Below are 21057 nucleotides of genomic sequence, written 5' to 3'. Positions count from 1 at the left end.
CGCGAAACGGAGCCGCCTGGGTGAGGCGGAGGGCTGACCGCGCTCATGGCCGAACCGCGGAGATGAGATCCCGATACCAGCGAAAGGACGCCTTCGGTGTCCGCGTTCCGGTGTTCATATCGACATGTACGAGGCCGAAGCGCTGGCTCCATCCTTCGGCCCATTCGAAATTGTCCAACAGCGACCAGACGGTGTACCCGTCGATGCGCACACCTGCTGCCTTCGCTTCACTCACCGCGCCGAGGTGGTCACGCAGATAGTCGATCCGCTCGGAATCAATGATCTCCGTATCGGTGGTGTCGGGTTCGGGGAACGAGGCTCCGTTCTCGGTGATGATGATCGGCGGCAGTGCGGTCCCGTAGCGTCGACCCATGTCGATGAGGAAGTCGCGCATCGTGTCCGGTCGGATCGGCCACATGGGACCGAACCCGGTCACGGGCGCCCCGGGTGTGGGCACCATCTCGAACGGCACCGGTCCTGCCGAGGCACGGACCGTGGTCGGATTGTAGTAGTTGAAGCCGTAGACCTCGTTTGGTGCGGAGATGAGGTCCATATCGCCGTCGGCCACCGGCAGCTCGACGCCGAAGGGGCTGAGGTCGGGATATCGTCCCGTGAGCAGCGGGTCAGTGAAGAGGCGGTTGTGAATCGCATCGAGCAGGTCGGCCGCAGCATGGTCGTCGGCAGACTCGGAAGCGGGGAGGACGAGACTGTGGTTGAGCGTCGGCACCGCTTGAACTGCGCCGTGCCCGCGCAGAATGGGAGCGGCGATCCCGTGGGCCAGCAGCTGGTGGTGGACCGTGGGCAGAGAGTCGAAGAGCAGAGTACGCCCGGGGGCCAGTTCCCCCAGCGCATAGCCCTGCAGCGATGTCGATGCGGGTTCGTTGATCGTGTACCAATGACGAACGCGGTCACCGAGGCGACCGGCTACCACTTGCGTATAGTCACCGAAGCGGTGGGCTGTGTCGCGGTTGAGCCATCCGCCGTTCGCCTCGAGTGCGACCGGCAGGTCCCAGTGGTAGAGCGTCGGTTCGGGTGTGATCCCGGCGGCGAGGAGTCCGTCGACAAGGCGGTCGTAGTAGTCGAGCCCCGCCGAATTCACCGAGGCGTCCGTCCCGGCATTCGGAATGACACGGGTCCAGGAGATGGAGAACCGGTACCGGTCGACACCGAGGTCGGCAAGCATCGCGATATCGTCATCGAGGCGGTGGTAGCTGTCGGGACCCGGTTCGGCAGTGCTGCCGTCGATGATGTTACCGGGCGTGTCAACGAAGTCATCCCAGATGCTGCGGCCGCGACCATCTGCGCTGCGCGCCCCTTCGATCTGGAAGGCAGCTGTGGCCGCAGAGAAGTGCATTCCGGCCAAAGTCTCGACATTGCTTGGAAGATTCCCCACCATGAGTCGAATATGTCACGGTTGGTGAGGGCCTGCAACAGATGATCCGGAACCTTGCAGCCAGGTCTTCACTCTGCGAGGAGGACGGGCGGCGCGCAGGGGGCGTCGCGAACGGTCAGCTCAGGACTGATCGCGACAGGAGGTTCGGGTGTGCAGGAGGAGAATCAGTCGGATTCAGCGGCAATCGCCGCCGATGCCCACACGAGCGGGATCTGCAGAGGCAGTCTCGCACAGGCGATGGCTCGGCCCTTCGGATTGTCCCACTGCTTGACCACTGTGTAGATGTTGGCCGGGAAGACGCCGACCATGAGCGCGGCAGAAGCGACACCGCCGAGGCGCCGGGTGGCCGGGTTGGCCAACAGCCCTGCACAACCGAGTTCGGCGACGCCGCTGGCTATGGTCCAGAAACGTGGATTGCCCAACCGAGGCGGGACGATGGAGTCGAAGAGCTTGGGTCGGGCGAAATGGGCAACCCCGGCAAGGCCCAGGACGCCGGTCATGGTCGCTGTCTTCGTGTCCATTCCACGTCCGTCCTGACTCTGCGCGCTTCGACGCGCCGCCTGACCCGGCGTCCGGCTTCGATTGCATGAGGTCCACAACGCAATATTCGGCATCGAACGAGTCGACGGAGAGATGTGTGGAGCTAAGGGGAATCGAACCCCTGACCTTCTCATTGCGAACGAGACGCTCTACCAACTGAGCTATAGCCCCTTTTCGACTTCACCTTACGCCTGCCCCCTGCCCTTGATCAAAATCGCACGAGCGGTATGGGACCTCGTGAGGCACAGTGTGTCACCTGGGGCGGGCCCGGTGGAGCCACTTGAACTCGGCGAGTACAGTCGAACGAGAGTCCCCTCTACGAAAGGACCGACAATGGCAGAAGAATTCGGAACAGTCGTCATCGGCGCAGGCCTGGCAGGAGGCACCGTGGTCGAATCGCTGCGGGATGCCGGTTACACCGCTCGGATCGCGCTCGTCGGCACCGATCCCGCGGCTCCGTACTACCGCCCGGATCTGTCGAAGAAGGTGATGATCGAGGGTTCGGATCCCGCCGACTCGGCCCTCCGAGGAGAAGACTGGTACTCGGCCCACGACGTCGAGACGTTCTTCGGCACCTCGGTGACCGCGGTCGACACAGATGCTCAGACCCTTACTCTCGACAACGGCGGTGACCTGTCCTATGGTCAGGTGATCCTCGCGACCGGATCGGTGCCCCGAACTTTTGATGTCCCCGGCGCTCAACTGGGCAATATCCACACTCTCCGCGACGCCGGGGATGCCGTGGCCATCCGGTCCCAGTTCGGTGAGGGCAAGAAGGTCGCGATCATCGGCGGCGGCTGGATCGGCCTCGAAGTTGCGGCCGCAGCGAAGTCTCACGGCTGCGATGTCACGGTCATCCTCCACACCGATGCTCCCCCGCTCTCCGGTGTCCTCGGGCAGGAGCTCGGAGAGTACTTCGAAGACCTGCACCGAAAGAACGGAGTGAACTTCCTCAAGAACGCGGACACGACAGCCTTCACCGGTGACTCCGCTGTCGAGGCCGTCGAAACGTCTGCCGGAAGTGTACCCGCCGATCTCGTCGTCATCGGAATCGGCGCGGATCCCGCCGTCGATCTGGCCACCTCGGCGGGTTTGACGACCGAGAACGGCGTGATCGTCGACGAACAGATGCGCACCTCTGATGGCAGCATCTTTGCCATCGGCGATATCGCGAATGCGAAGAACGTTCTGCGCGGTGAACGTCTGCGCGTCGAGCACTGGGACAATGCAGTTCGCCAGGCCGAGGTCGCAGCCTCGACGATCAGCGGCGGGACCAAGACCTACGACTGGCAGCCGTATTTCTACACCGACCAGTTCGACCTCGGCATGGAATACGTCGGTCAAGGCGAATCCGAGGACGACGTCGTCATCCGCGGCGACAAGTCCAGCGGCGAATTCATCGTGTTCTGGCACCGAGCCGGCAAGGTCACCGCGGCCATGAACGTCAATGTCTGGGACTACGGCGACGAGCTCCGCGCCCTCATCGGCAAGGAAGTCAGCGCCGACCGTCTCGCCGACGAACAGGTGCCGGTCGGCGAACTCTGAGTCCGAGAACGTCCGAGTCGGAGGGATCGGCGATCCATCGTCGACTCCGCGGGGCCGGTGACCGAATGTCACCGGCCCCGCGGCGTGCGTGCCGACGTGGCAGAGAGGAATTCGCGCAGGTGCGCTGCGAAAGCCGCCGGATGACTGCGGTGCCAGTCATGGCCCATCCCGGGGACGAACCGGAGTTCGGCTCCGTCGATGCCTTCCGCCAACTCCCTGGCCGCAGGCCTGTTCGCGATGTCCCGCGTTCCGCACCACACTGCAGTCGGCACCCTCACCTCGCCGAGGCGGTCCCGCAGATCGGCGGCTTCGACCGCCGCGTACATGGCCAAGGTCTCGGACTTCGTCGAACCGTATGCGGCGAATGCCCGTTCCGGCAGTCGGATGGAGATCTGCCATTGCAGGCGCATCATCCACTTCGGCGGCCTCACCTGTCCACCGGAGAGAATCAGCGCGTCGAGTGCGCCGGGGTCGGCTCGAGCCGCGACCACCGTCGCCACCATCGCACCGAGAGAGAGTCCGCAGACCACTGTCGACTGCTCCGCTTCGATCCTCTGTAGAACTCGATCCGCGGCGTCGGACAAGTCGAACATTCCGTCGTCGATGACGCCGAGTTCGCCGAGGTCGATGGCGTTGCACGACCAATCGGCCGGCAGTTCGGCGATGACGTCGTCCCAGACATCGGCGCGCTCACCGGCGCCGTGGAGGAAGATCAATTGCGTGTTGGCTGCGTTCATCGCGTCTCCTCGGGTCTCGTGATCATTCTAGATCCCGCTCTGGCATCCTGGTAGACATGGATTCGCTCTTCGCCGATGAGGCCTTCGACCGCCGACCGAGAATCGTCGCCCCCGGCGCGGTCTGGGTACCGGGTTTCCTCAGCGCCGAGGCGCAGCAGTGGATCATCGCCCGCTATGCCGATTGGCAGTCCGGTCCGGTTCCTCCCCATGCGACGACGATCGCAGGGCATCCGATGAGTGTCACGACGATCGGGCTGGGCTGGCATTGGCAGCCCGGGCGCTACGACCGCCGCGCCGTCGACGTCAACGACAAGGTGGTGCTGCCCTTCCCCGATTGGATGACCCGTCTGGGCCGCCAGGTTCTGCAGTCCACAGCAGCGGTCGTCGAGGCTGCACCGGATCTCGCCCCGGGTACAGCCGCCGCGTGGGGATTCGACCCCGCCGACTACCACCCGGATGTGGCCCTCGTGAACTACTACGACGAGCACGCGAAGATGGGTATGCACCAAGACAAGGACGAATTCGACCCTGCTCCTGTCGTCTCCTTGTCATTGGGCGATACGTGCCTCTTCCGGTTCGGGAACACGGAGACACGTAACCGTCCCTTCGAGGATCTGCGGTTGGCCTCGGGTGACGCCTTCGTCTTCGGCGGCCCTGCCCGCTTCGCCTACCACGGGGTCAGGTCGATCCAGCCGGGAACTGCACCGGATGCGGGACGACTGAACCACCTCGGCGGGGGCAGGATCAACATCACGATGCGCACGACCGGACGGAACTGAGCTCACGTGATCAATGGCCGGGCAGACCCGACTGACTGAGTCGGCTCAGGAGTCCTTCGCGTCGGGGTCGATGTCGACAACCCCTTCGGGCGGCGCTGCCAGCCGATTCGGTGACGTCTTCCGGAATACCGGCTGTCCGGAGAGCACCGCCGACCTGGCCAGGGTGTTGCTCGCAACCGAGGACACGATGATCAGGCACAGCACGGCGATGACCGCCATGATCAGCGAACTCCAGGAGAACCCGGACGCGTAGAGGTCGTAGATGAAGGCCGCGATGACGATGAACGGCATACCCAGTCCGGTGGCCGGAGAGAACACATTGATCCGAGACAGGGCATCACGGACCCTGAACATCGCCAGAGCGGAGCCGAGCAGCAGCAGGGAGCCGGTGATTCCGAAGATCCCGACGAGGGTCGTGGCAAGTGCTTCATTCATCAGCGGTGCCCCCTCGTGAGGATTCGGGACAGAGCGATCGTGGCGAGGATGCCCACCATGGACGACAGGAAGATCACATCGAGGACGATCGACGAGGACACGGTGATGCCGAGCATGGTGACGATGGCGATCGCCGAGAAGTAGATGAGGTCCGAGACCACCGCGCGTGAGCCCTGATCGCGAGCAGTGAGCACGCGGATGAGGCCGATGATGATGGCGGCGGCGAGGATGACCGCACAGATGCTTGCGATGACGATCACGGACGGCCTCCCTGCGGATCGGCGTGTGGCCCCGGTGCTCGTCCGCGGGTCATGGACAGCAGTCGGGATTCCATATCGATGAGTCCGTCGAGAGCGGATTCCTCCGACTCCTCGAACAGAGCATGGACGAAGATCACCGGCTGGGTCGTCGACGTGCCGGCGGCGATCGCTGTCACCAGGGTGCCGGGAGTGATGGTGATCGACGATGCGAAGAGCGTGACTTCGAGGTCGGTGGCGCAACGCATCGGCAGTTCGACGATCATCGGCTGGGCGTAGTCGCTGCGGAAGAGTCGGGAGATGATGGTCGCCGAGCCCGTGATGATCGCCCAGACGATGAAGCCGACGTATGAGATGCCGTGGATGACTCGCATCACGGTGCCATCACCGCCTCGATGTAGTCACTGTGATCGAGCAGACCTTCGGCTGCCCGATGCGTGAGGGCGAGCAGAGGCTCCGGGAAGCAGAAGAGCGCAACGGACAGCCCGATCATGATCGTGGCGGGCACCAGCAGTCGGCCCGGGATGCGCACGCTGCGCGTGATCGGTTCGGCCGGGGCACGCCCGGTCTCAGCCGAGTCGGGACGGTACGTCTGCATCGGCGGTCCCCAGAAGGTGTTGCGCCAGGTGCGCTGAAGCGCCAGCAGACTGATCAGTGCGCCCGCGACGATGACGGCGACCAGGACCCATCCGAAGCCGCCGCCTGTGTCCGTGGAGGCCCTGACGAGTCCGACCTTGCCCCACAGTCCCGAGGTCGGCGGCAGACCGACGAGTGAGAAGAGTCCGAGGATCATGAGGACGGTCGCCCACCGCTCTCGTGAGGCGAGGCCCGAGAGCTTGCGGAAGGAACCGGTGCCGTAGGTCTGTTCGACGGCACCCATGATGAGCAGGAGGCCTGCCATCGTGATCATGTGGTGCATCATGTAGAAGGCACCGGCACCGAGAGCCGCCGAAGTCAGCAGTGTGACGCCGATGAGGATATGGCCCACACCGGCCGTCATCTGGAATCCGAGCACGTTGCGCACCCGCACCTGCCCGAATCCGGAGATCGCACCGATGAGGATGCTGGCCACCGCGACGATGAGGATGACGGTCGCCCACGGGGCAGGTTCACCGTAGACGGTGGTGTAGATGCGATAGATCGCATAGAGCCCGACCTTCGAATGCAGACCGGAGAACAGTGACATCATGCCCGCCGAGGTGTTCGGATAGGAGCGGACGAGCCACCCGTGGAAGGGCGCGCCGCCGGCCTTGACGAACAGGGAGAGCAGCACCACGCCCAGAGCGATCGCGGCCTGTCCGGTCGGGCGGCCCTGATCTGCCAGGACGGCGAGGTTGACGGTTCCGGTGACTCCGTAGACGAACCCGACACCGATGAGCAGCATCGTCGAGGTCAGCAGGTTGACCATGACGTAGAGACGTCCGATGCCGAGCCTGCGCCAGGTGCCGGTGACGGCGATGAGAGCGTAAGCGGGCAGCATCATCACTTCGACGAAGACGAAGAAGTTGAACAGATCACCGGTCAGCAGCGCACCGTAGACGCCGGTGAGCATCATCAGGATGAGGGCCGGGACGAATCTGTACTGGTCCTCTCCGGTGGAGATGAGGAACAGGCTGCTGACGAGCGCTACGAGCGAGGTGAGCACGAGCATGAGCGCGGTGAACGTGTCCGAGACGAACACGATCGCCAGGCCGGGCACATAGTCACCGACCGAATGGGCGATCACCGGGGTCGAGGCGTGCACCCCGAGCAGGACGATGCCGCTGCCGCCGACGAGCACAGGAACGGCGAGCAGGAGCAGCCGGTCGAAGGTGCGTGAGGTGATGAGCACGCTCAGGGCCGAGGCCAGGAGCGGGATGCCGATGAGCAGGAGGAGCAGTGCGGAGTTCATGAGTCGCGCTCCTCCCCTGTCTCGGGATTGCGTTTCTGATCGTCATCGTGGCCGAGCACGGCCAGCGCGAGCATGAAGATGGTCACCGCCAAGGTGATGACGATGGCGGTGAGGACGAAGGCCTGAGGCAGCGGATCGGCCGCCTCGGCGAGGTCACCGCGCCCGGCCAGAGGTTCCCCTCTCCACGCGCCGACGCCAGCCGAGAGCAGGATGAAGTTCGCGGCATGGGAGATGAGGGTGAGACCGAAGACTCCCCGGACCATGGAGCGCTGCATCATGAGGTAGACGCCGCCTGTGGTGAGGACGCCGATCGTCAGTGCCAGGATCATGCTTCCTCCTCATCTCCGTCGGCTGGTGGGTCCCCGTGGAGGATATGCGTCGAATTCGCGCGCACCTTCGCCTCCCCGGACGCTTCGACGCCGCGGCGGCGGCTGCGTTCGGGGCGTTCCCCGCGGATGGCCTCCATCGGACCGCTCAGCTCACCGTAGAGCAGTTCATCGGCACGTTCGCGTGTGCGTTCGACGTCTCGGCGGATGATGCCGTTGGTGAGCACATCGTCTCCGGCCGGCGTGGCCGCGGAGTCCGAGACGCCGAGGAGGTTGAACGAGAGCAGCATGAGGCCGAGTACCGCCAAGTAGACGCCGACGTCGAAGAGCATCGATGTCGTCCAATGCTGACCGGCGAATTCCGTGTGCATGGGCTGGAGGAACGAACCGGCGAGCAGGAGACCGATGATTCCTGTGACCACCGCCGTGGCGACTCCGGAGCCGATGAGATAGAGCGGCGCACGCGGCGGACCGAGCGCCCGGTCCTTCGGCGTGGACAGGTAGGCCAGACCGATGACGGCGGAACCGACGAGGGCGGCGATGAATCCGCCTCCCGGGGAGTTGTGACCGCGCCAGAAGATGAGCAGGGAGCTCAGCGCCAGCAGCGGCCCGAGAACCTTCAGAGTCAGCTGCAGAGGGATGACGTTCGGCCACGCCTCGTGGACAGCTCGATATGCGGTGGTGCCTTTGGGGCGGATCGACACCCACGGGGGCCTGGGCGGTTCCGGGATGTTCTCGGCCGGCGGGTCGATGAACTTGTCCTTGACCGTCGACATCACCGCGACGATGGCGATTCCGGCCATGCCGAGGACGGTCAGCTCACCGAGGGTGTCGAGTGCACGGAATTCGACGAGGATGGTATTGACGATGTTGTCTCCGCCGCTGATGTCCGGAGCCTTGTCGAGATAGTACTGGCCGAGGGCGGAGCGTTCCCGACGGCCGTTGAGCGCCAGAGTCAGTCCGGCGACGCTCGCGCCGACGATGATCGCCAGGAGCAGACGCGGTGTCTGCTTGCGCTTCGGGTACTTCCAGAACGAGCGCGGCAGCTTCTGCAGCACGAGCATGATGACGATGATCGTCATCGCTTCGACGAGCAGCTGTGTCAGGGTGACGTCGGGGGCGCCGAGAGCGAGGATCTGCACGGTGGCGAGGATGCCGATGGCCGAGAGCGCCACAACGGTGGTCAGTCGTGAGTGCGAGGTGCAGAGGACGAGCACAGCCACGGTGATGAGGATGAGCAGAATGATGTCCACCGGACGGCTGAGGTTCTCCTGCAGCGGCGGCAGTTCGGCGAAGACGACAGGCAGGGCCCCGATGGCGAGCACGCTCAGTCCGCCCAGGGACAGAGCGAGATAGGGCCCTGAGTTCATCGGCCGGACGAAAGCGGAGAGCCCGTATCCCAGCCGTTTGAGAGTCTTCGTCAGTGAGTCGATGACATCGGCTCCGTCGAAGGGCAGCGTGGCTTTGTGGAAGAAGACGAAGACTCGTGATCGGCGGAGGATGATGAACACGCCGATGACGATGATGAGCCCGGAGGCGAGCAGTTCGATGTTGAACCCGTGCCACAGCGCCAGGTGCACGTGTTCCGAGGCTGTCGGCACCGCTGCCCGCACCACCTGGTCGAGCGGGGTGTCGAGGAGGAACAGGACGAAGCTCAGCGGCACCGAGGCCAGGATCGGCAGGGCCGCTGCGATGAGCATGACGGGTGAACCGCGGTGGATGCGGCGCTCCTCGGGTTCGCGGCCGTCGATGAAGCTGCCCCAGACCGTCTTCGCGCAGTAGGCGAAGGTGAGCACCGAGGCACCCACGGCGACGAGCAGAGCCACCCAGCCGGCCCAGGGCCCGCCCGGGGTCTCCCCCAGCGCAGTGAACAGAGCCTCCTTGGACACGAATCCCAACAGCGGCGGAATCCCGGCCATGGACGCACAGCCGATGATCATCACCGTGAACGCCGCCGGGGCGGTGCGCATGAGCTTCGGAATACGTGCGAGGTCTCTGGTGCCGGCGAGGTGATCGACGACGCCGACCATCATGAACAGGCCGGACTTGAAGAGTGCATGCGCGATGACGTGGAGGGTGGCGGCGGCGATCGCAGCCTCGGTGCCGACACCGATGACCGCGGTGATGAGCCCGAGTTGGGACACTGTCGAATAGGCCATGAGCTTCTTCACGTCATGTTGGTTGAGCGCGAACCAGCCGCCCAGGCAGGCAGTGAGGAGTCCGGCCGTCACGAGCAGGACGTTCCATGCCGGCGTGGCGTGGAAGGTCGGTGAGAACCGGAGCATGAGGAAAATACCGGCCTTGACGACGGCTGCGGCATGCAGATAAGCCGAAACAGGGGTGGCGGCGGCCATCGCATCGGGCAGCCATGGGTGGAAAGGGAACTGAGCCGACTTCGTCATGGCTGCAACGCCGACGAGCAGGGCCACGAGCGTCGTGACTTCGGGCTGGCCCGCCCACACCGGGGAGCTGATAGCCTCCGCGAGGTTCGTCGTCCCCGTCACGGCGATGATCACTCCGGTGGCCACCAGCAGACTGAGGCCGCCGATGAAGGTGAAGAACATCGTCCGCAGGGCCGGTGCCTGCCCGGGGGATCCGGACCGGGCGATGAGGAAGAACGACGCCAGGGACGTCAGCTCCCAGCACACGAACAGCACGAGCACATCGTTGGTCAACACAAGGGCGACCATGGAGAAGGTGAAGATCACCATCAGCCAATAGAAGCTCGTATTGCGTCCAGGGCTGAGATAGCGCGTCGAATAGACGAACACGACCGCACCGATGATCAGCGCGACATAGGTGAACACGACACCGATTCCGTCGGCGCGCAGCGCCAGGTCCACCCCGAGGCTGGGAATCCAGGGGTAGGACACTTCCGGATTCCGCCCGGCCATCACCTCGGCGGCGGTGGGAGTGAACAGGGCTGCCACGCCGAGATAGGCGATCGCCAGCGGCCAGCCGCTCTCCCGACCCGCAGAACGGGTGAGAACGGGGGTGAGTGCGACGAGTGCGGCCAGAGCGATTAGCGTTAGGATCATGACCGGGCCTCAACGGCCGCGGGCACAGGTGATCGTTCCTTCACTCACTGATCCTTCGTGCGCAAACTGATAGACACAGGCTTTCGAAGATTCAGACTATCGACTCGGAGTTCCATGAGCAAAAGCACAAAGAGCCCCCAATCATCCCCGAGGCTGTCGGTCTTCTTCGACGCACGCTTCACCCGCACGACTCATCACGACGGGATCTCCCGGTACGGTTCGTGTCTGCTCGCGGCCCTGCTGACGGCTGTCGAGGGCACGGAGATCGACGTGACCGTGATCATCAGCGATGAGGCTCAGTTGGCTCTGCTTCCCGAATGCTCGTGGGTGCAGCTGAGCGATCCCACCTCCCCCGCCGAGGTGGCCATCGCCGGGAAGCTCAATGCTCTGGGCGCCGATGTCGTGTTCTCGACGATGCAGACGATGGGCTCGTTCGGACGCCGCTACGGACTCATCCTGACCATCCACGACCTCATCTACTACTCCCACCCCGAACCGCCGGGTGACCTGCCGCTGCCGGTGAGGCTGCTGTGGCGGGCGTATCACTTGAGCTTCTTCCCGCAGCGGCTGCTGCTCAATCGTGCCGATGCCGTGGCAGCTGTCTCCGAGACGACGAAAGAGCTCATCGCCGCAAACCGGTTGACGGATCGTCCGGTGCAGGTGGTGTCCAATGCCGCCGAGGCGGTCGCTGTGCCGGCGCGGACCGTGAACCGACACGATGCGAAGACGCTCATCTACATGGGTGCGTTCCTGCCGTACAAGAACGTCGAATCCCTCATCCGTGCGCTCGAGCACCTGCCGGGGTGGACCCTGCACATCGCCAGCCGCATCGATGGCCGGAGGGAAGCTCAGCTGCGAGCCCTCATTCCCGACCGGGCGAGGGTCGTCTTCCATCGGGGAATCAGCGATGAGGAGTATGCACGTCTGCTCGACAAGTCGACTGCCCTGGTCACGGCTTCGCGGGAGGAGGGCTTCGGTCTGCCCGTGATCGAAGCGATGGCCAAGGGAGTGCCCGTGGCCGTGTCGGATATTCCGATCTTCCGGGAGATCGCCGCCGAGGCGGCCGAATACTTCGACCCGGAAGATTCGCAGTCCATCGCGAACGCGGTCGACCGGCTCACCGATGCCGGCAGGTGGGCGGAGCAGTCCGCGGCCGGCAGGCGTCAGTCACAGGTCTTCGATTGGGCGAAGTCGGCAGACTCGCTGGTCGGCCTTATCAGATCAGTCGCGGCCAACCGCAAGACAGAGGGCTGAGTCCGCGTGGGCACCGATGCACGGATGTCCGCTTCCGGCTCGGCAGTGGCGCAGCAGCCGGTGACCGATCCCGCAGCGGTGCGACCGATCGACTCAGTGGGAGAGCGTGCCCCAACTGCGCAGGACCCATCGGTCTCCGGTGTACCCGAACTCTCCGTGACCGCAGTTTCCGAGGACCCCGAGCCGGCCGGTCCCGTTCATCTCCAGGAGGATTTCGGCGGCGGCGCGCAGCACCGCACCGTGGGCGACGATGGCGATCGTCGAGGCTTCAGCGGACTGCACGATATCGGTGATGGCGTCGGCGACTCGGCGGCCCGACTGGGTACGCGATTCTCCTCCGGGAGGTGCGATATCGGCTCCGGAGGCCCATTCGGCGAGTTCGTCCGGCCAGGTCTCCGCCACCTCGGCGCGGGTGGAGCCTTCCCACTCGCCGAAGGCGGTCTCGCGCAGTCGCTCATCGCGAACGGGTTCGAGAGCGACGTGTGTCGCCAAGCTGTCGGCGGTCGCAGCGGCGCGCGAGAGGTCGGAGGAGACGATGAGTTCCGGTTCGAGTTCGGCGAGCCGCCTGGCGACCTGATCGGCCTGCGCTCGGCCGGTGTCGTTGAGGGGGACGTCGGACTGTCCCTGGAACCGTCCGGCGACGTTGAAGTCCGTCTGTCCGTGACGCCAGAACAGAACGGTCTTCGTCATGTGTCCGAGCCGGGTTCGGGCAGCTGCAGATCAATGACCGGGACGTCCTTCCACAACCGCTCGAGCGCGTAGTATTCGCGCTGTTCGGCGGAGAAGACATGGACGACGATCTCGCCGAAGTCGAGCAGCACCCAGTCCCCTCCCCGGCCTTCGCGGCGCAGCGGGGTGCGGTCGTGGACGAGCTGCACTTCCTGTTCGATCGCGTCGATGACCGCGCCGATCTGGCGTTCGTTGTCGGCGGAGACGATGAGGAACGCGTCGGTGATGTAGAGCGTGGAGCTCACATCGAGGCCGATGATGTCGGTTCCGAGCTTCTCGTCCGCGGCTTTGGCCGCGGTTCGAAGCAGCTGGGTGGATTCGGCGATCTCGCTCACAAGATCCTTTCGCATGGATGCGGTTATCGAGGTGGTGTGTCCCGGGTGTTGCTCAGAGGAACATGACGAGGGCGATGACGATGAGGGCAAGAGCGAAGAATGCGGCCACGCCGAGGACGATATAGGGCATCTTCGAAGGCTCTTCGCCCATGAGGATCTGACCGTCCTGCCCGGTCACCGAGCTGGCACGGATGCGTGAGCCGGGAGGGTTGACGGTCTCTTCGTCTTCGTAGTCGGCGTTCGGCAGCGACCAGGCTTCGGGCACAGCGTCCATCGGCCGGGTCTCCGGATTGGCGGCCAGGGCGCGTGCCGCGTCGTCGGAGCCTGCGTCGCCGCCCGAATCATCGGTCCTGCCGGAGTCTGAGCCGGACTGCGGCTCGTCGGCACGACCGGACAGCGGCGTCTGCGGTCCGCGAGCATCGCTCTTGCGAGGTTCATCGACCTCGGGGATCTGCGCCGAGGCGGCCGTGACGACGCGGACTCCGGATGTCGAAGGCGGCTGCACGATCGGCATCCGCCGCGACCGAGACGAAGGCTCGGACTCGTCCTCGGCATCTGCTTCAGGCTTCGCAGCCGACTTGTCTTCCGGTGCAGATTCATCCGCGGGGGTTGCTGCAGCGGCAGCACCCGTGGTCGGCTTGTCGGTTGATGTGTTCTGATCCTCTGCGTCCGGCTCGTCCGGGGTCTCGGCAGGCTTCTCGCCCTCTTCCTCGGTGCCCAGTGCAGGAGCGTCGCCGTCGAGAGCCGAGTACGGCATCGACAGTGCGTCATAGGGTTCGCTCTCCACGGTCGTCGGCCGCGGAGCCGAGGCAGGCGTGACAGGCGCCTCGAAGTCGCGGGCGGCGACCTCGTCGGAGGCTCCCCCGAAACCGGCGGTGTCATAGGATTCGTGCTCAGTCACAGCGGACTTCGCGTCGGATTGCGAATCGGCTGCCGATTCCTTCGCAGCGGCTGCCGAAGCTTTAGTTTCGGCGGAGTCTGCTGTCGGCGTCGCAGATTCCGAGCTCGAGTCCGCGGATTCGGATTCCGAGACTTCCGGGATCGGTCCTGTCAGTCGACCTTCGGCAGCGGCCTGGCGTTCGGCCAGTTCCTTCTCGTCGGCCACAACGGGCATCGCGCCGGTGGACAGATCGCCGTACAGCGAAAGTCCGTGTTCGCGCAGGTATCGCTTCTTCTCAGCGCGCGATTGGAAGTGCGGCAACGGGGTTCTTGTCGGGTCGAGACGGTCTTCGGCATGTACCGGCGGCCGGGACTCCTGCGGGTGATCCGATGCCAGGGCGCCGCGCTCATGGCTGGTCCGCGGCGAGGGCTCGGGGTCGATGCGCGAGGCGGTGTCGTCACTGGTCTCGGCGGCGGGTTTCGCACCGGGCTTCTTCGGGGGCAGCGGACTGAGGAGTCCGGCGCGAGAGTTCGGAGCCTCCTTCGGCTGCTCAGGAACCTCTCGTGCTTCGAACGCCTGTTCCGCCGCCAGCCTTTCGGCTTCCCGCCGTGCTCGACGTGACGTGAACTGCTCCTCAGCCATTCTCACTCCTGTACAACTCGTATTTCGCGATGTACTGCACTACGCCGTCCGGTACGAGGTACCAGACGGGTGCACCATCCATCACCCGTTGTCTGCAATCCGTGGACGATATCGCCAGCGCAGGGATCTGCACGAGACTCAGTCGGTCGACCGGCAGTCCCTCACCGCGGAGTTCGTGCCCGGGCCGGCTGACCCCGACGAAATGGGCCAGGGAAAACAGCTCATCCACATTCTTCCACGTCAAGATCTGAGCCAAAGCGTCCGCGCCGGTGATGAAGAACAACTCGGTATCGGGACCGTAGCTGCTGGCAAGGTCGCGCAGCGTATCGATCGTGTAGGTCGGACCCGGTCTGTCGACGTCGGCTCGGGAGACGGTGAACCGCGGATTCGATGCCGTGGCGATGACGGTCATCAGGTACCGGTGCTCGGCGCTGCTGACCTCTTCGACGTCCTTCTGATACGGCCGTCCCGTGGGGACGAAAACCACCTCGTCGAGGTCGAAGGTCGCCTGGACCTCACTTGCCGCGACGAGGTGGCCGTTGTGGACGGGGTCGAAGGTGCCGCCCATGACACCGACTCTGCGTCTGTGCTCTGCCATATCAGTGGCGGTGCGAGATGCCCTTCCACGACCGAGACACAATGCCCATCGTGATGAAGATCGCCAGGGTGATGAGTCCGTACCAGATCGGATCCATCGGCAGCTCCACGTGGGCTGCGTGCTCCCCACCTTCGGCCGCGGCGGCCATAATGGCTGCGTTCACGTCATTTCTCCTTACTCAGTGATCCGTCGCGCGCAGAGCGCTTCGGGGTCGTTACCTTCTCAGTTTCTCATGAACCATCCGGGAATCCGGCATCGACATGAATTCTTCCCTCTCCGATGTCTCCCCTGGTCGGGCGGTGAGTACCCTGATCGCGGAGTGTCGGAGTCGATTCGGGCTCAGGAACGGACCTGGCCGTTGCCCATCATCACCCATTTCGTGGTCGTCAGCTGTTCGAGTCCCATGGGGCCGCGAGCATGCAGCTTCTGGGTGGAGATGCCCACCTCCGCACCGAAGCCGAGCTCTCCCCCGTCAGTGAATCGCGTGGAGACGTTGACTCCCACCGCCGCTGCATCGATGGCGGTGACGAAGGTGTCCGCGTTGTCGAGGTCCTTCGTCACGATCACCTCGGTGTGGCCGGAGCTGTAGGCACGGATATGGTCGATGGCCTCTTCGATACCGGAGACGAGCTTGATGGCGATCTCCAGTCCCAGGTACTCCTTGGCCCAGTCTCGCCGCGACACCCGTCGGACCTTCATCCCTGCCGGTGCCAGTGCCGAGACGTCCGAGTCTGCGTGGACGATGACCCCGGCGCCGTCGAGGCGTTCCAGGATCTTCGGCAGCACTCGTTTCGCGGCTTTCTCATGCACGAGGAGGGTCTCCAGTGAGTTGCACACGCTGGGTCGATGCGTCTTCGAGTTGAGGACGAGGTCGACGGAGGTCTTCACAGTGGCGGTGGAGTCGATGAACATGTGCACATTGCCCACACCGGTTTCGATGACGGGCACGATCGATTCCTGCACGACCATGTTGATGAGGTCGGCGCCGCCTCGGGGAATGAGCAGATCGACGTAGTCGCGGGCGTGCATGAGCACGTTCGCGCCTTCGCGTCCGTACTGGTCGATGCCGTTGATCGAGTCGGCAGGCAGTCCCGCCGATTCGACGGCGCGGCGGAGGATGGAGATGATCTCAGTGTTCGAGTTCTGTGCAGCCGATCCTCCGCGCAGGACCGAGGCGTTTCCGGATTTGAGTGCGAGGACGGCGATGTCGACGGTGACGTTCGGACGGGCTTCGTAGATCGCTCCGATCACGCCCATCGGCACACGGTTCTGGGTGAGTCGGATGCCGTTGGGCAGGGTGCGTCCGACGACGACGTCGCCGACGGGATCCGCGAGATCGATGACGTCCTCGACGGAGTCCGCGATCGCCGCGATGCGATCGGCGTCGAGGCGCAGACGGTCGAGCAGAGACTCGCTCATTCCGTTCTCGGTGCCGGCGGCGATGTCGGCGTCGTTGGCTTTGGCGATGCGGTCGGTGCTGCTGCGCAGCGCCTCGGCGATGGCGCCGAGAGCGGCATTCTTCTCGGCGGTAGAGGTCGTTGCCAACAGGCTCGAGGCGGATTTGGCGTTGCGGACGATGCGGGTCACTCCGCGCACGGTCTTCGGGTGGATCTCGGCTGCTGCTGTCATGTGCTATCTCCCCCCGCTCACCTGTGTGAGAACGAGATCGTTTCGATGGATGACCTCTTTACGGTAATCATTTCCCAGACGGGTGCCAAGTTCCTCGGTCGTGGAACGGAACATCAGCGGCAGCTCGTCCGAGGAGAAGTTCGACATACCGCGGGCGATGACCTCGTCGTCGAGATTGCGGATCTCGACCGGGTCCCCTGCTTCGAAGTCTCCGCTGCAGGAGGTGACTCCCGCGGCGAGCAGGGACGTCCCCCGGGAGAGCACAGCTGTTTCGGCTCCTCTGTCGATCGTGACCGAGCCGAAGGTCCGGGCGAGATGGCGCAGCCACAGCAGGCGGGTGCCCCGTCGTCTGTGGGTGACAGCGAAGTATGTGCCCACGGTCTCCCCCGCCAGCGCCGAGGCGGCCTGCGGTGCCGAGGTCAGCACCGCCGGGATCCCCGAATCGGCGACCATGATGGCGGCATCGACCTTCGTGGCCATTCCGCCGGTGCCGGTTCCGGCCGTCCCGACACCGCCGATGGCGAGGTCATCGAGGTCGCTGGGTCCGTGCACACGGCTGATCAGGCGGGAGCCGGGCTGATCCGGGGGTCCCGAGTAGAGCGCATCGACATCGGAGAGCAGCACGAGCGCATCGGCGTGAGCCAGGTGAGCGACGAGGGCTGCGAGCCGGTCGTTGTCTCCGAAGCGGATCTCCTCGGTGGCCACGGCGTCGTTCTCGTTGACGATGGGCAGCGTGCCCAGGGCCAGGAGTTTGTCGATGGCGCGCTGCGCGTTCTTGTACTGGGTGCGTCGGATCAGGTCATCGGCGGTGAGCAGCACCTGGCCGGGAACGAGGTCGTAGCGTCCCAGCGCTCGCGTGTATGCGGCCATGAGCAGTCCCTGACCGACCCCGGCCGCCGCCTGCTGGCTGGCGAGGTCTCGAGGGCGCTTCTTCAGCCCCATCGGCTCCAGTCCGGCCGCGATCGCGCCGGAGGAGACGAGGATGACCTCATGACCGGCTGATCGATGCGCCCCGATGACATCGGTGAGCGCGATGAGTTTGGCTTCGTCGAGTCCGCCGTCGATCGTCGTCAGCGAGGACGATCCGACCTTGACGACGATGCGACGGGCTCGGGCGATGTCGTCACGGAACGATCCTGCGGAAGAGTCCGCCTGAGCTGCGGCGCTCACTCCTCGCCGGCTCCCTCACCAGACTCTGTCGCAGGTGCACCGAGGCGGCTCTCGCGGTGTGCTCGTTCGGCCAACCGTTCTTGTTCGAACTCGGCCCGGGTGGCGGCCTTCGCGTCCATCTTCTCGTGATAAGCGGCCTTGCGTTCCTTGCGTGTGGAGCGCGTTTCCTCGTCGAGTCGGGCGTCCGATCCGCGGGAGCCGAGCAGTTCGGCTCCGCCGACGGTTGTGGGATCCCAGTCGAAGACGACGCCGTCGTCTCCGCCGACGACGATGGTGTCGCCGGGTTTCGCTCCGGCCTTGAAAAGAGCCTCTTCGACGCCGAGGTGCTCGAGGCGGTCGGCGAGGTAGCCGACGGCTTCGTCGTTTCCGAAGTCCGTCTGCTGCACCCACCGACGAGGCTTGTCGCCGAGGACGCGGAACAGCGGGCCATCGGAGGTGCGTTCGGAACGGACTTCGAATCCGCGATCGTCGACGGCCTTCGGACGGATGACCACGCGCTGCGGTGTCGCTTCGATCTCGGCGCGACGTTCCCGTTCGGCGAGCACGAGCTCGGCCATGGCGAACGAGAGTTCCCGCAGACCGGCATGGCTGACTGCCGAGATCTCGAAGACCCGGTATCCGGCGGCCTCGAGATCGGGCCGGACGATATCGGCAAGGTCGCGACCGTCGGGGATGTCGATCTTGTTCAGCGCCACGAGCTTCGGGCGCTGCGAGAGCGGCAGGAGTCCGCTCCCGTCGTCGAGGTCGACGGCATAGGCGGCGAGTTCGGATTCGATGATCGTGAGGTCGGAGACGGGATCACGTCCGGGCTCCCACGTGGCCATGTCGATGACATGGACGAGGCCGGCACAGCGTTCGACGTGGCGGAGGAACTCGAGGCCGAGTCCCTTGCCCTCAGATGCGCCGGGGATGAGTCCGGGAACGTCGGCGACGGTGTAGCGCGTGTCGCCGGCCTGAACGACCCCGAGGTTGGGCACGAGTGTCGTGAATGGGTAGTCGGCGATCTTCGGCTTGGCGGCCGACAGCGCAGCGATGAGGCTCGACTTGCCCGCCGATGGGTATCCCACGAGGGCGATATCGGCGATCGTCTTGAGTTCGAGCACGAGGCTGAGGGTCTGCCCGGGCTCTCCGAGGAGCGCGAAGCCGGGGGCCTTGCGCTTCGTCGAAGCCAGCGCGGCATTGCCGAGACCGCCGCGGCCACCGGCGGCTGCTGTGAATTCGGTTCCTTCTTCGACGAGGTCGGCGATGACGTCACCGTTGGTGTTCTTCACCACGGTGCCCTCGGGGACGTCGACGATGAGGTCTCTGCCGTCGGCGCCGTGGCGCAGATCGCCCTTGCCGATCCCGCCGTCGTCGGCACGCACGTGCGGACGGTGGTGCAGGGGAAGCAGGGTGGTGGTCTGACGGTCGACGCGGAAGATGATGTTGCCGCCGTTGCCGCCGTCGGCGCCGTCGGGCCCGCCGAGCGGTTTGAATTTCTCGCGCCTGATCGAGGCACACCCGTTCCCACCTGCGCCTGCGGCGAGGTGAACGGTGACACGGTCTACGAACTCGGTGGCCATAATGTCCTTATATCAGATGAAGGGTGAGTCGTTCGACTCACCCTTCATGCTCCCTTTTCAGGGAGAGATCATATTGACGACGGAACGGATCCGGGAAGGATCAGGCTCCGACGATGTTGACGATCTTGCGACCGTTGCGGGTTCCGAATTCCACGGCACCGGCGGTCAGAGCGAAGAGGGTATCGTCTCCTCCACGGCCGACATTGGCTCCGGGGTGGAACTTGGTTCCGCGCTGGCGGACGATGATCTCGCCGGCCTTGACGGCCTGGCCGCCGAAGCGCTTCACGCCGAGGTACTGTGGGTTCGAGTCGCGACCGTTGCGGGTCGAGCTGACTCCCTTTTTGCTTGCCATGTGAGAAGTCTCCTCTTACTTGATGTTCGTGATCTTCAGACGGGTGAGGTCCTGGCGGTGGCCCTGACGCTTCTTGTACCCGGTCTTGTTCTTGTACTTCTGGATCACAATCTTGGGACCGCGGAGTTCACCGGCGACCTCAGCGCTGACCGAGACCTTCGCCAGTGCGTCGGGATCGGTCGTGACCGTCTCACCGTCGACAAGAAGTACGGCATCGAGTTCGACGCTGTCTCCAGCCTTCGCCTTCATTCGGTTGACTGTGATGATATCGCCGACGCTCACCTTTTCCTGGTGGCCTCCGGCGCGGACGATGGCATAGACCATGGTCGAACCCTCTTTCTGTTGAAAACAAACGAACGGCGGTTGTCCCTTGGCTGCCGCAGAACGAGTCCCGCAGACATCCCATTGAGAGGAATCACCAGCCGTGGTGCGTCACGCGCACCGACGATCAATTCTAGTCGAGAGTGCACAGCAACGGCAAACCCGCCGCTCATGCTCGAGGGGAAGACCTGCCCATTGTGAGCCATCTCTCGTTCACTCCCGGAGGCAGGCGGCTCCCCGGGCACTTCGACTCAGCTTTCGCGCGTCTCCGCGATGCGCTCGTGCCGGCGGATGACCTCGGCGACGATGAACGCCAGGAACTTCTCTGCGAACTCCGGATCGAGATGGGACTCCTCGGCGAGTTCTCGCAGTCGGGCGACCTGCCTGGCTTCCCGCGACTCGTCGGCCGGGGGCAGACCGTGGTCGGCCTTGAGTTCACCGACGCGTTCGGTGAGTTTGAAGCGCTCGGCGAGCAGGTGAACGAGGGAGGCATCGATGTTGTCGATGCTGCCTCGCAGCTCCTGCAGCCGTTCGACTGCGCGTGTTCTGTCGTCTCTGTTCTCATCCACGCTCCCAGTCTATCGATGCCCGGACGTGCCCGTGCGCCGCATCCGTTTGGGCGCGGCGCACAGGCATCCTTGATC

General features: G+C 64.7%; 23 protein-coding genes and 1 tRNA gene. 3 read left to right on the top strand and 21 right to left on the bottom strand.

Annotation, left to right across the window (positions count from 1 at the left end; genetic code table 11):
- Nucleotides 1-43: 43 nt before the first annotated feature.
- From AC239G_RS08850 to AC239G_RS08840, 3 genes are all read right to left on the bottom strand, one after another.
- Nucleotides 44-1396 carry a GH1 family beta-glucosidase gene (locus tag AC239G_RS08850; protein WP_172169286.1) on the bottom strand — a complete coding sequence of 451 codons (1353 nt, stop codon included), beginning with the start codon at nt 1394-1396 and terminating at the stop codon, nt 44-46.
- Between the two features lie 161 nt (nt 1397-1557).
- Entirely contained in the window at nt 1558-1914 is a 357-nt protein-coding gene (locus tag AC239G_RS08845) for a DoxX family protein (RefSeq protein ID WP_229663912.1), read from the bottom strand.
- A 117-nt stretch (nt 1915-2031) separates the two neighbouring features.
- Nucleotides 2032-2104: transfer RNA gene (locus AC239G_RS08840), tRNA-Ala, on the bottom strand.
- A 162-nt stretch (nt 2105-2266) separates the two neighbouring features.
- On the opposite strand from AC239G_RS08840, the gene AC239G_RS08835 reads away from it, so the two are divergent.
- Nucleotides 2267-3478, top strand: a complete 1212-nt coding sequence (locus AC239G_RS08835) for an NAD(P)/FAD-dependent oxidoreductase (RefSeq protein ID WP_487490066.1) — start codon at nt 2267-2269, stop codon at nt 3476-3478.
- A 68-nt stretch (nt 3479-3546) separates the two neighbouring features.
- On the opposite strand, the gene AC239G_RS08830 is transcribed toward AC239G_RS08835, so the two are convergent.
- Entirely contained in the window at nt 3547-4215 is a 669-nt protein-coding gene (locus tag AC239G_RS08830) for an alpha/beta fold hydrolase (protein WP_139907966.1), read from the bottom strand.
- Nucleotides 4216-4271: 56 nt separating this feature from the next.
- On the opposite strand from AC239G_RS08830, the gene AC239G_RS08825 reads away from it, so the two are divergent.
- On the top strand, nt 4272-4994 hold the full coding sequence (locus tag AC239G_RS08825) for an alpha-ketoglutarate-dependent dioxygenase AlkB family protein (RefSeq protein WP_139467053.1): 723 nt from the start codon (nt 4272-4274) through the stop codon (nt 4992-4994).
- Between the two features lie 45 nt (nt 4995-5039).
- Here AC239G_RS08825 and AC239G_RS08820 read toward each other — a convergent pair whose 3' ends face one another.
- Genes AC239G_RS08820 through AC239G_RS08795 form a run of 6 tightly spaced genes read right to left on the bottom strand, consistent with a single transcriptional unit; the run spans nt 5040 to nt 10941 of the window.
- Complete coding sequence (locus tag AC239G_RS08820) at nt 5040-5429, bottom strand: cation:proton antiporter (protein ID WP_101545629.1); 390 nt, start codon at nt 5427-5429, stop codon at nt 5040-5042.
- A complete protein-coding gene (locus tag AC239G_RS08815) occupies nt 5429-5689 on the bottom strand; it encodes a monovalent cation/H+ antiporter complex subunit F (protein ID WP_139467051.1) in 261 nt (86 codons plus the stop codon). The genes AC239G_RS08820 and AC239G_RS08815 overlap by 1 nt, the downstream gene beginning before the upstream one ends.
- The gene (locus AC239G_RS08810) at nt 5686-6060 is read right to left on the bottom strand and encodes a Na+/H+ antiporter subunit E (protein ID WP_487490065.1); all 375 of its coding nucleotides are present in this window, start codon (nt 6058-6060) and stop codon (nt 5686-5688) included. Before AC239G_RS08810 ends, AC239G_RS08815 begins: the two co-directional genes overlap by 4 nt.
- Entirely contained in the window at nt 6060-7577 is a 1518-nt protein-coding gene (locus AC239G_RS08805) for a monovalent cation/H+ antiporter subunit D family protein (protein WP_487490064.1), read from the bottom strand. The genes AC239G_RS08810 and AC239G_RS08805 overlap by 1 nt, the downstream gene beginning before the upstream one ends.
- Nucleotides 7574-7906: a sodium:proton antiporter gene (locus tag AC239G_RS08800; RefSeq protein WP_139467048.1), complete on the bottom strand. Its 333-nt coding sequence runs from the start codon at nt 7904-7906 to the stop codon at nt 7574-7576. Before AC239G_RS08800 ends, AC239G_RS08805 begins: the two co-directional genes overlap by 4 nt.
- A complete protein-coding gene (locus AC239G_RS08795) occupies nt 7903-10941 on the bottom strand; it encodes a DUF4040 family protein (RefSeq protein ID WP_139467046.1) in 3039 nt (1012 codons plus the stop codon). Before AC239G_RS08795 ends, AC239G_RS08800 begins: the two co-directional genes overlap by 4 nt.
- Nucleotides 10942-11055: 114 nt before the next feature.
- Between AC239G_RS08795 and AC239G_RS08790 the strand changes: the two genes are divergently transcribed.
- Nucleotides 11056-12195: a glycosyltransferase family 4 protein gene (locus tag AC239G_RS08790; protein WP_180345517.1), complete on the top strand. Its 1140-nt coding sequence runs from the start codon at nt 11056-11058 to the stop codon at nt 12193-12195.
- Between the two features lie 93 nt (nt 12196-12288).
- On the opposite strand, the gene AC239G_RS08785 is transcribed toward AC239G_RS08790, so the two are convergent.
- The 11 genes from AC239G_RS08785 to AC239G_RS08735 all read right to left on the bottom strand — a co-directional run bounded on the left by AC239G_RS08785 (nt 12289) and on the right by AC239G_RS08735 (nt 20982).
- Nucleotides 12289-12885, bottom strand: coding sequence for a histidine phosphatase family protein (locus tag AC239G_RS08785; protein WP_487490063.1), 597 nt, complete (start codon nt 12883-12885; stop codon nt 12289-12291).
- A complete protein-coding gene (gene rsfS, locus AC239G_RS08780) occupies nt 12882-13259 on the bottom strand; it encodes a ribosome silencing factor (protein ID WP_229663911.1) in 378 nt (125 codons plus the stop codon). Before rsfS ends, AC239G_RS08785 begins: the two co-directional genes overlap by 4 nt.
- 52 nt (nt 13260-13311) lie before the next feature.
- Complete coding sequence (locus AC239G_RS08775; RefSeq protein ID WP_139907963.1) at nt 13312-14781, bottom strand: prolipoprotein diacylglyceryl transferase; 1470 nt, start codon at nt 14779-14781, stop codon at nt 13312-13314.
- The gene (gene nadD, locus AC239G_RS08770; RefSeq protein WP_139467041.1) at nt 14774-15379 is read right to left on the bottom strand and encodes a nicotinate-nucleotide adenylyltransferase; all 606 of its coding nucleotides are present in this window, start codon (nt 15377-15379) and stop codon (nt 14774-14776) included. The genes AC239G_RS08775 and nadD overlap by 8 nt, the downstream gene beginning before the upstream one ends.
- A gap of 1 nt (nt 15380) precedes the next feature.
- Nucleotides 15381-15542 (bottom strand): hypothetical protein, encoded by a 162-nt coding sequence (locus AC239G_RS08765; RefSeq protein WP_167443897.1) that lies wholly within the window; start codon nt 15540-15542, stop codon nt 15381-15383.
- Nucleotides 15543-15718: 176 nt separating this feature from the next.
- Nucleotides 15719-17008: a glutamate-5-semialdehyde dehydrogenase gene (locus AC239G_RS08760; RefSeq protein ID WP_139467039.1), complete on the bottom strand. Its 1290-nt coding sequence runs from the start codon at nt 17006-17008 to the stop codon at nt 15719-15721.
- Between the two features lie 3 nt (nt 17009-17011).
- Nucleotides 17012-18178, bottom strand: a complete 1167-nt coding sequence (gene proB / locus AC239G_RS08755; RefSeq protein ID WP_139907962.1) for a glutamate 5-kinase — start codon at nt 18176-18178, stop codon at nt 17012-17014.
- The gene (obgE, locus tag AC239G_RS08750) at nt 18175-19740 is read right to left on the bottom strand and encodes a GTPase ObgE (RefSeq protein ID WP_139907960.1); all 1566 of its coding nucleotides are present in this window, start codon (nt 19738-19740) and stop codon (nt 18175-18177) included. The genes proB and obgE overlap by 4 nt, the downstream gene beginning before the upstream one ends.
- Nucleotides 19741-19840: 100 nt before the next feature.
- Entirely contained in the window at nt 19841-20092 is a 252-nt protein-coding gene (gene rpmA, locus AC239G_RS08745; protein WP_025776788.1) for a 50S ribosomal protein L27, read from the bottom strand.
- A gap of 15 nt (nt 20093-20107) precedes the next feature.
- Nucleotides 20108-20416 carry a 50S ribosomal protein L21 gene (gene rplU / locus AC239G_RS08740; protein WP_025776790.1) on the bottom strand — a complete coding sequence of 103 codons (309 nt, stop codon included), beginning with the start codon at nt 20414-20416 and terminating at the stop codon, nt 20108-20110.
- Nucleotides 20417-20664: 248 nt separating this feature from the next.
- The gene (locus tag AC239G_RS08735) at nt 20665-20982 is read right to left on the bottom strand and encodes a chorismate mutase (protein WP_139467033.1); all 318 of its coding nucleotides are present in this window, start codon (nt 20980-20982) and stop codon (nt 20665-20667) included.
- Nucleotides 20983-21057: the final 75 nt, after the last annotated feature.

The organism is Brevibacterium sp. Lmc1, from assembly GCF_057654315.1.
The sequence above is the reverse complement of the archived record's forward strand: the minus strand, read 5'-3'. Positions and strand labels throughout refer to the sequence as shown.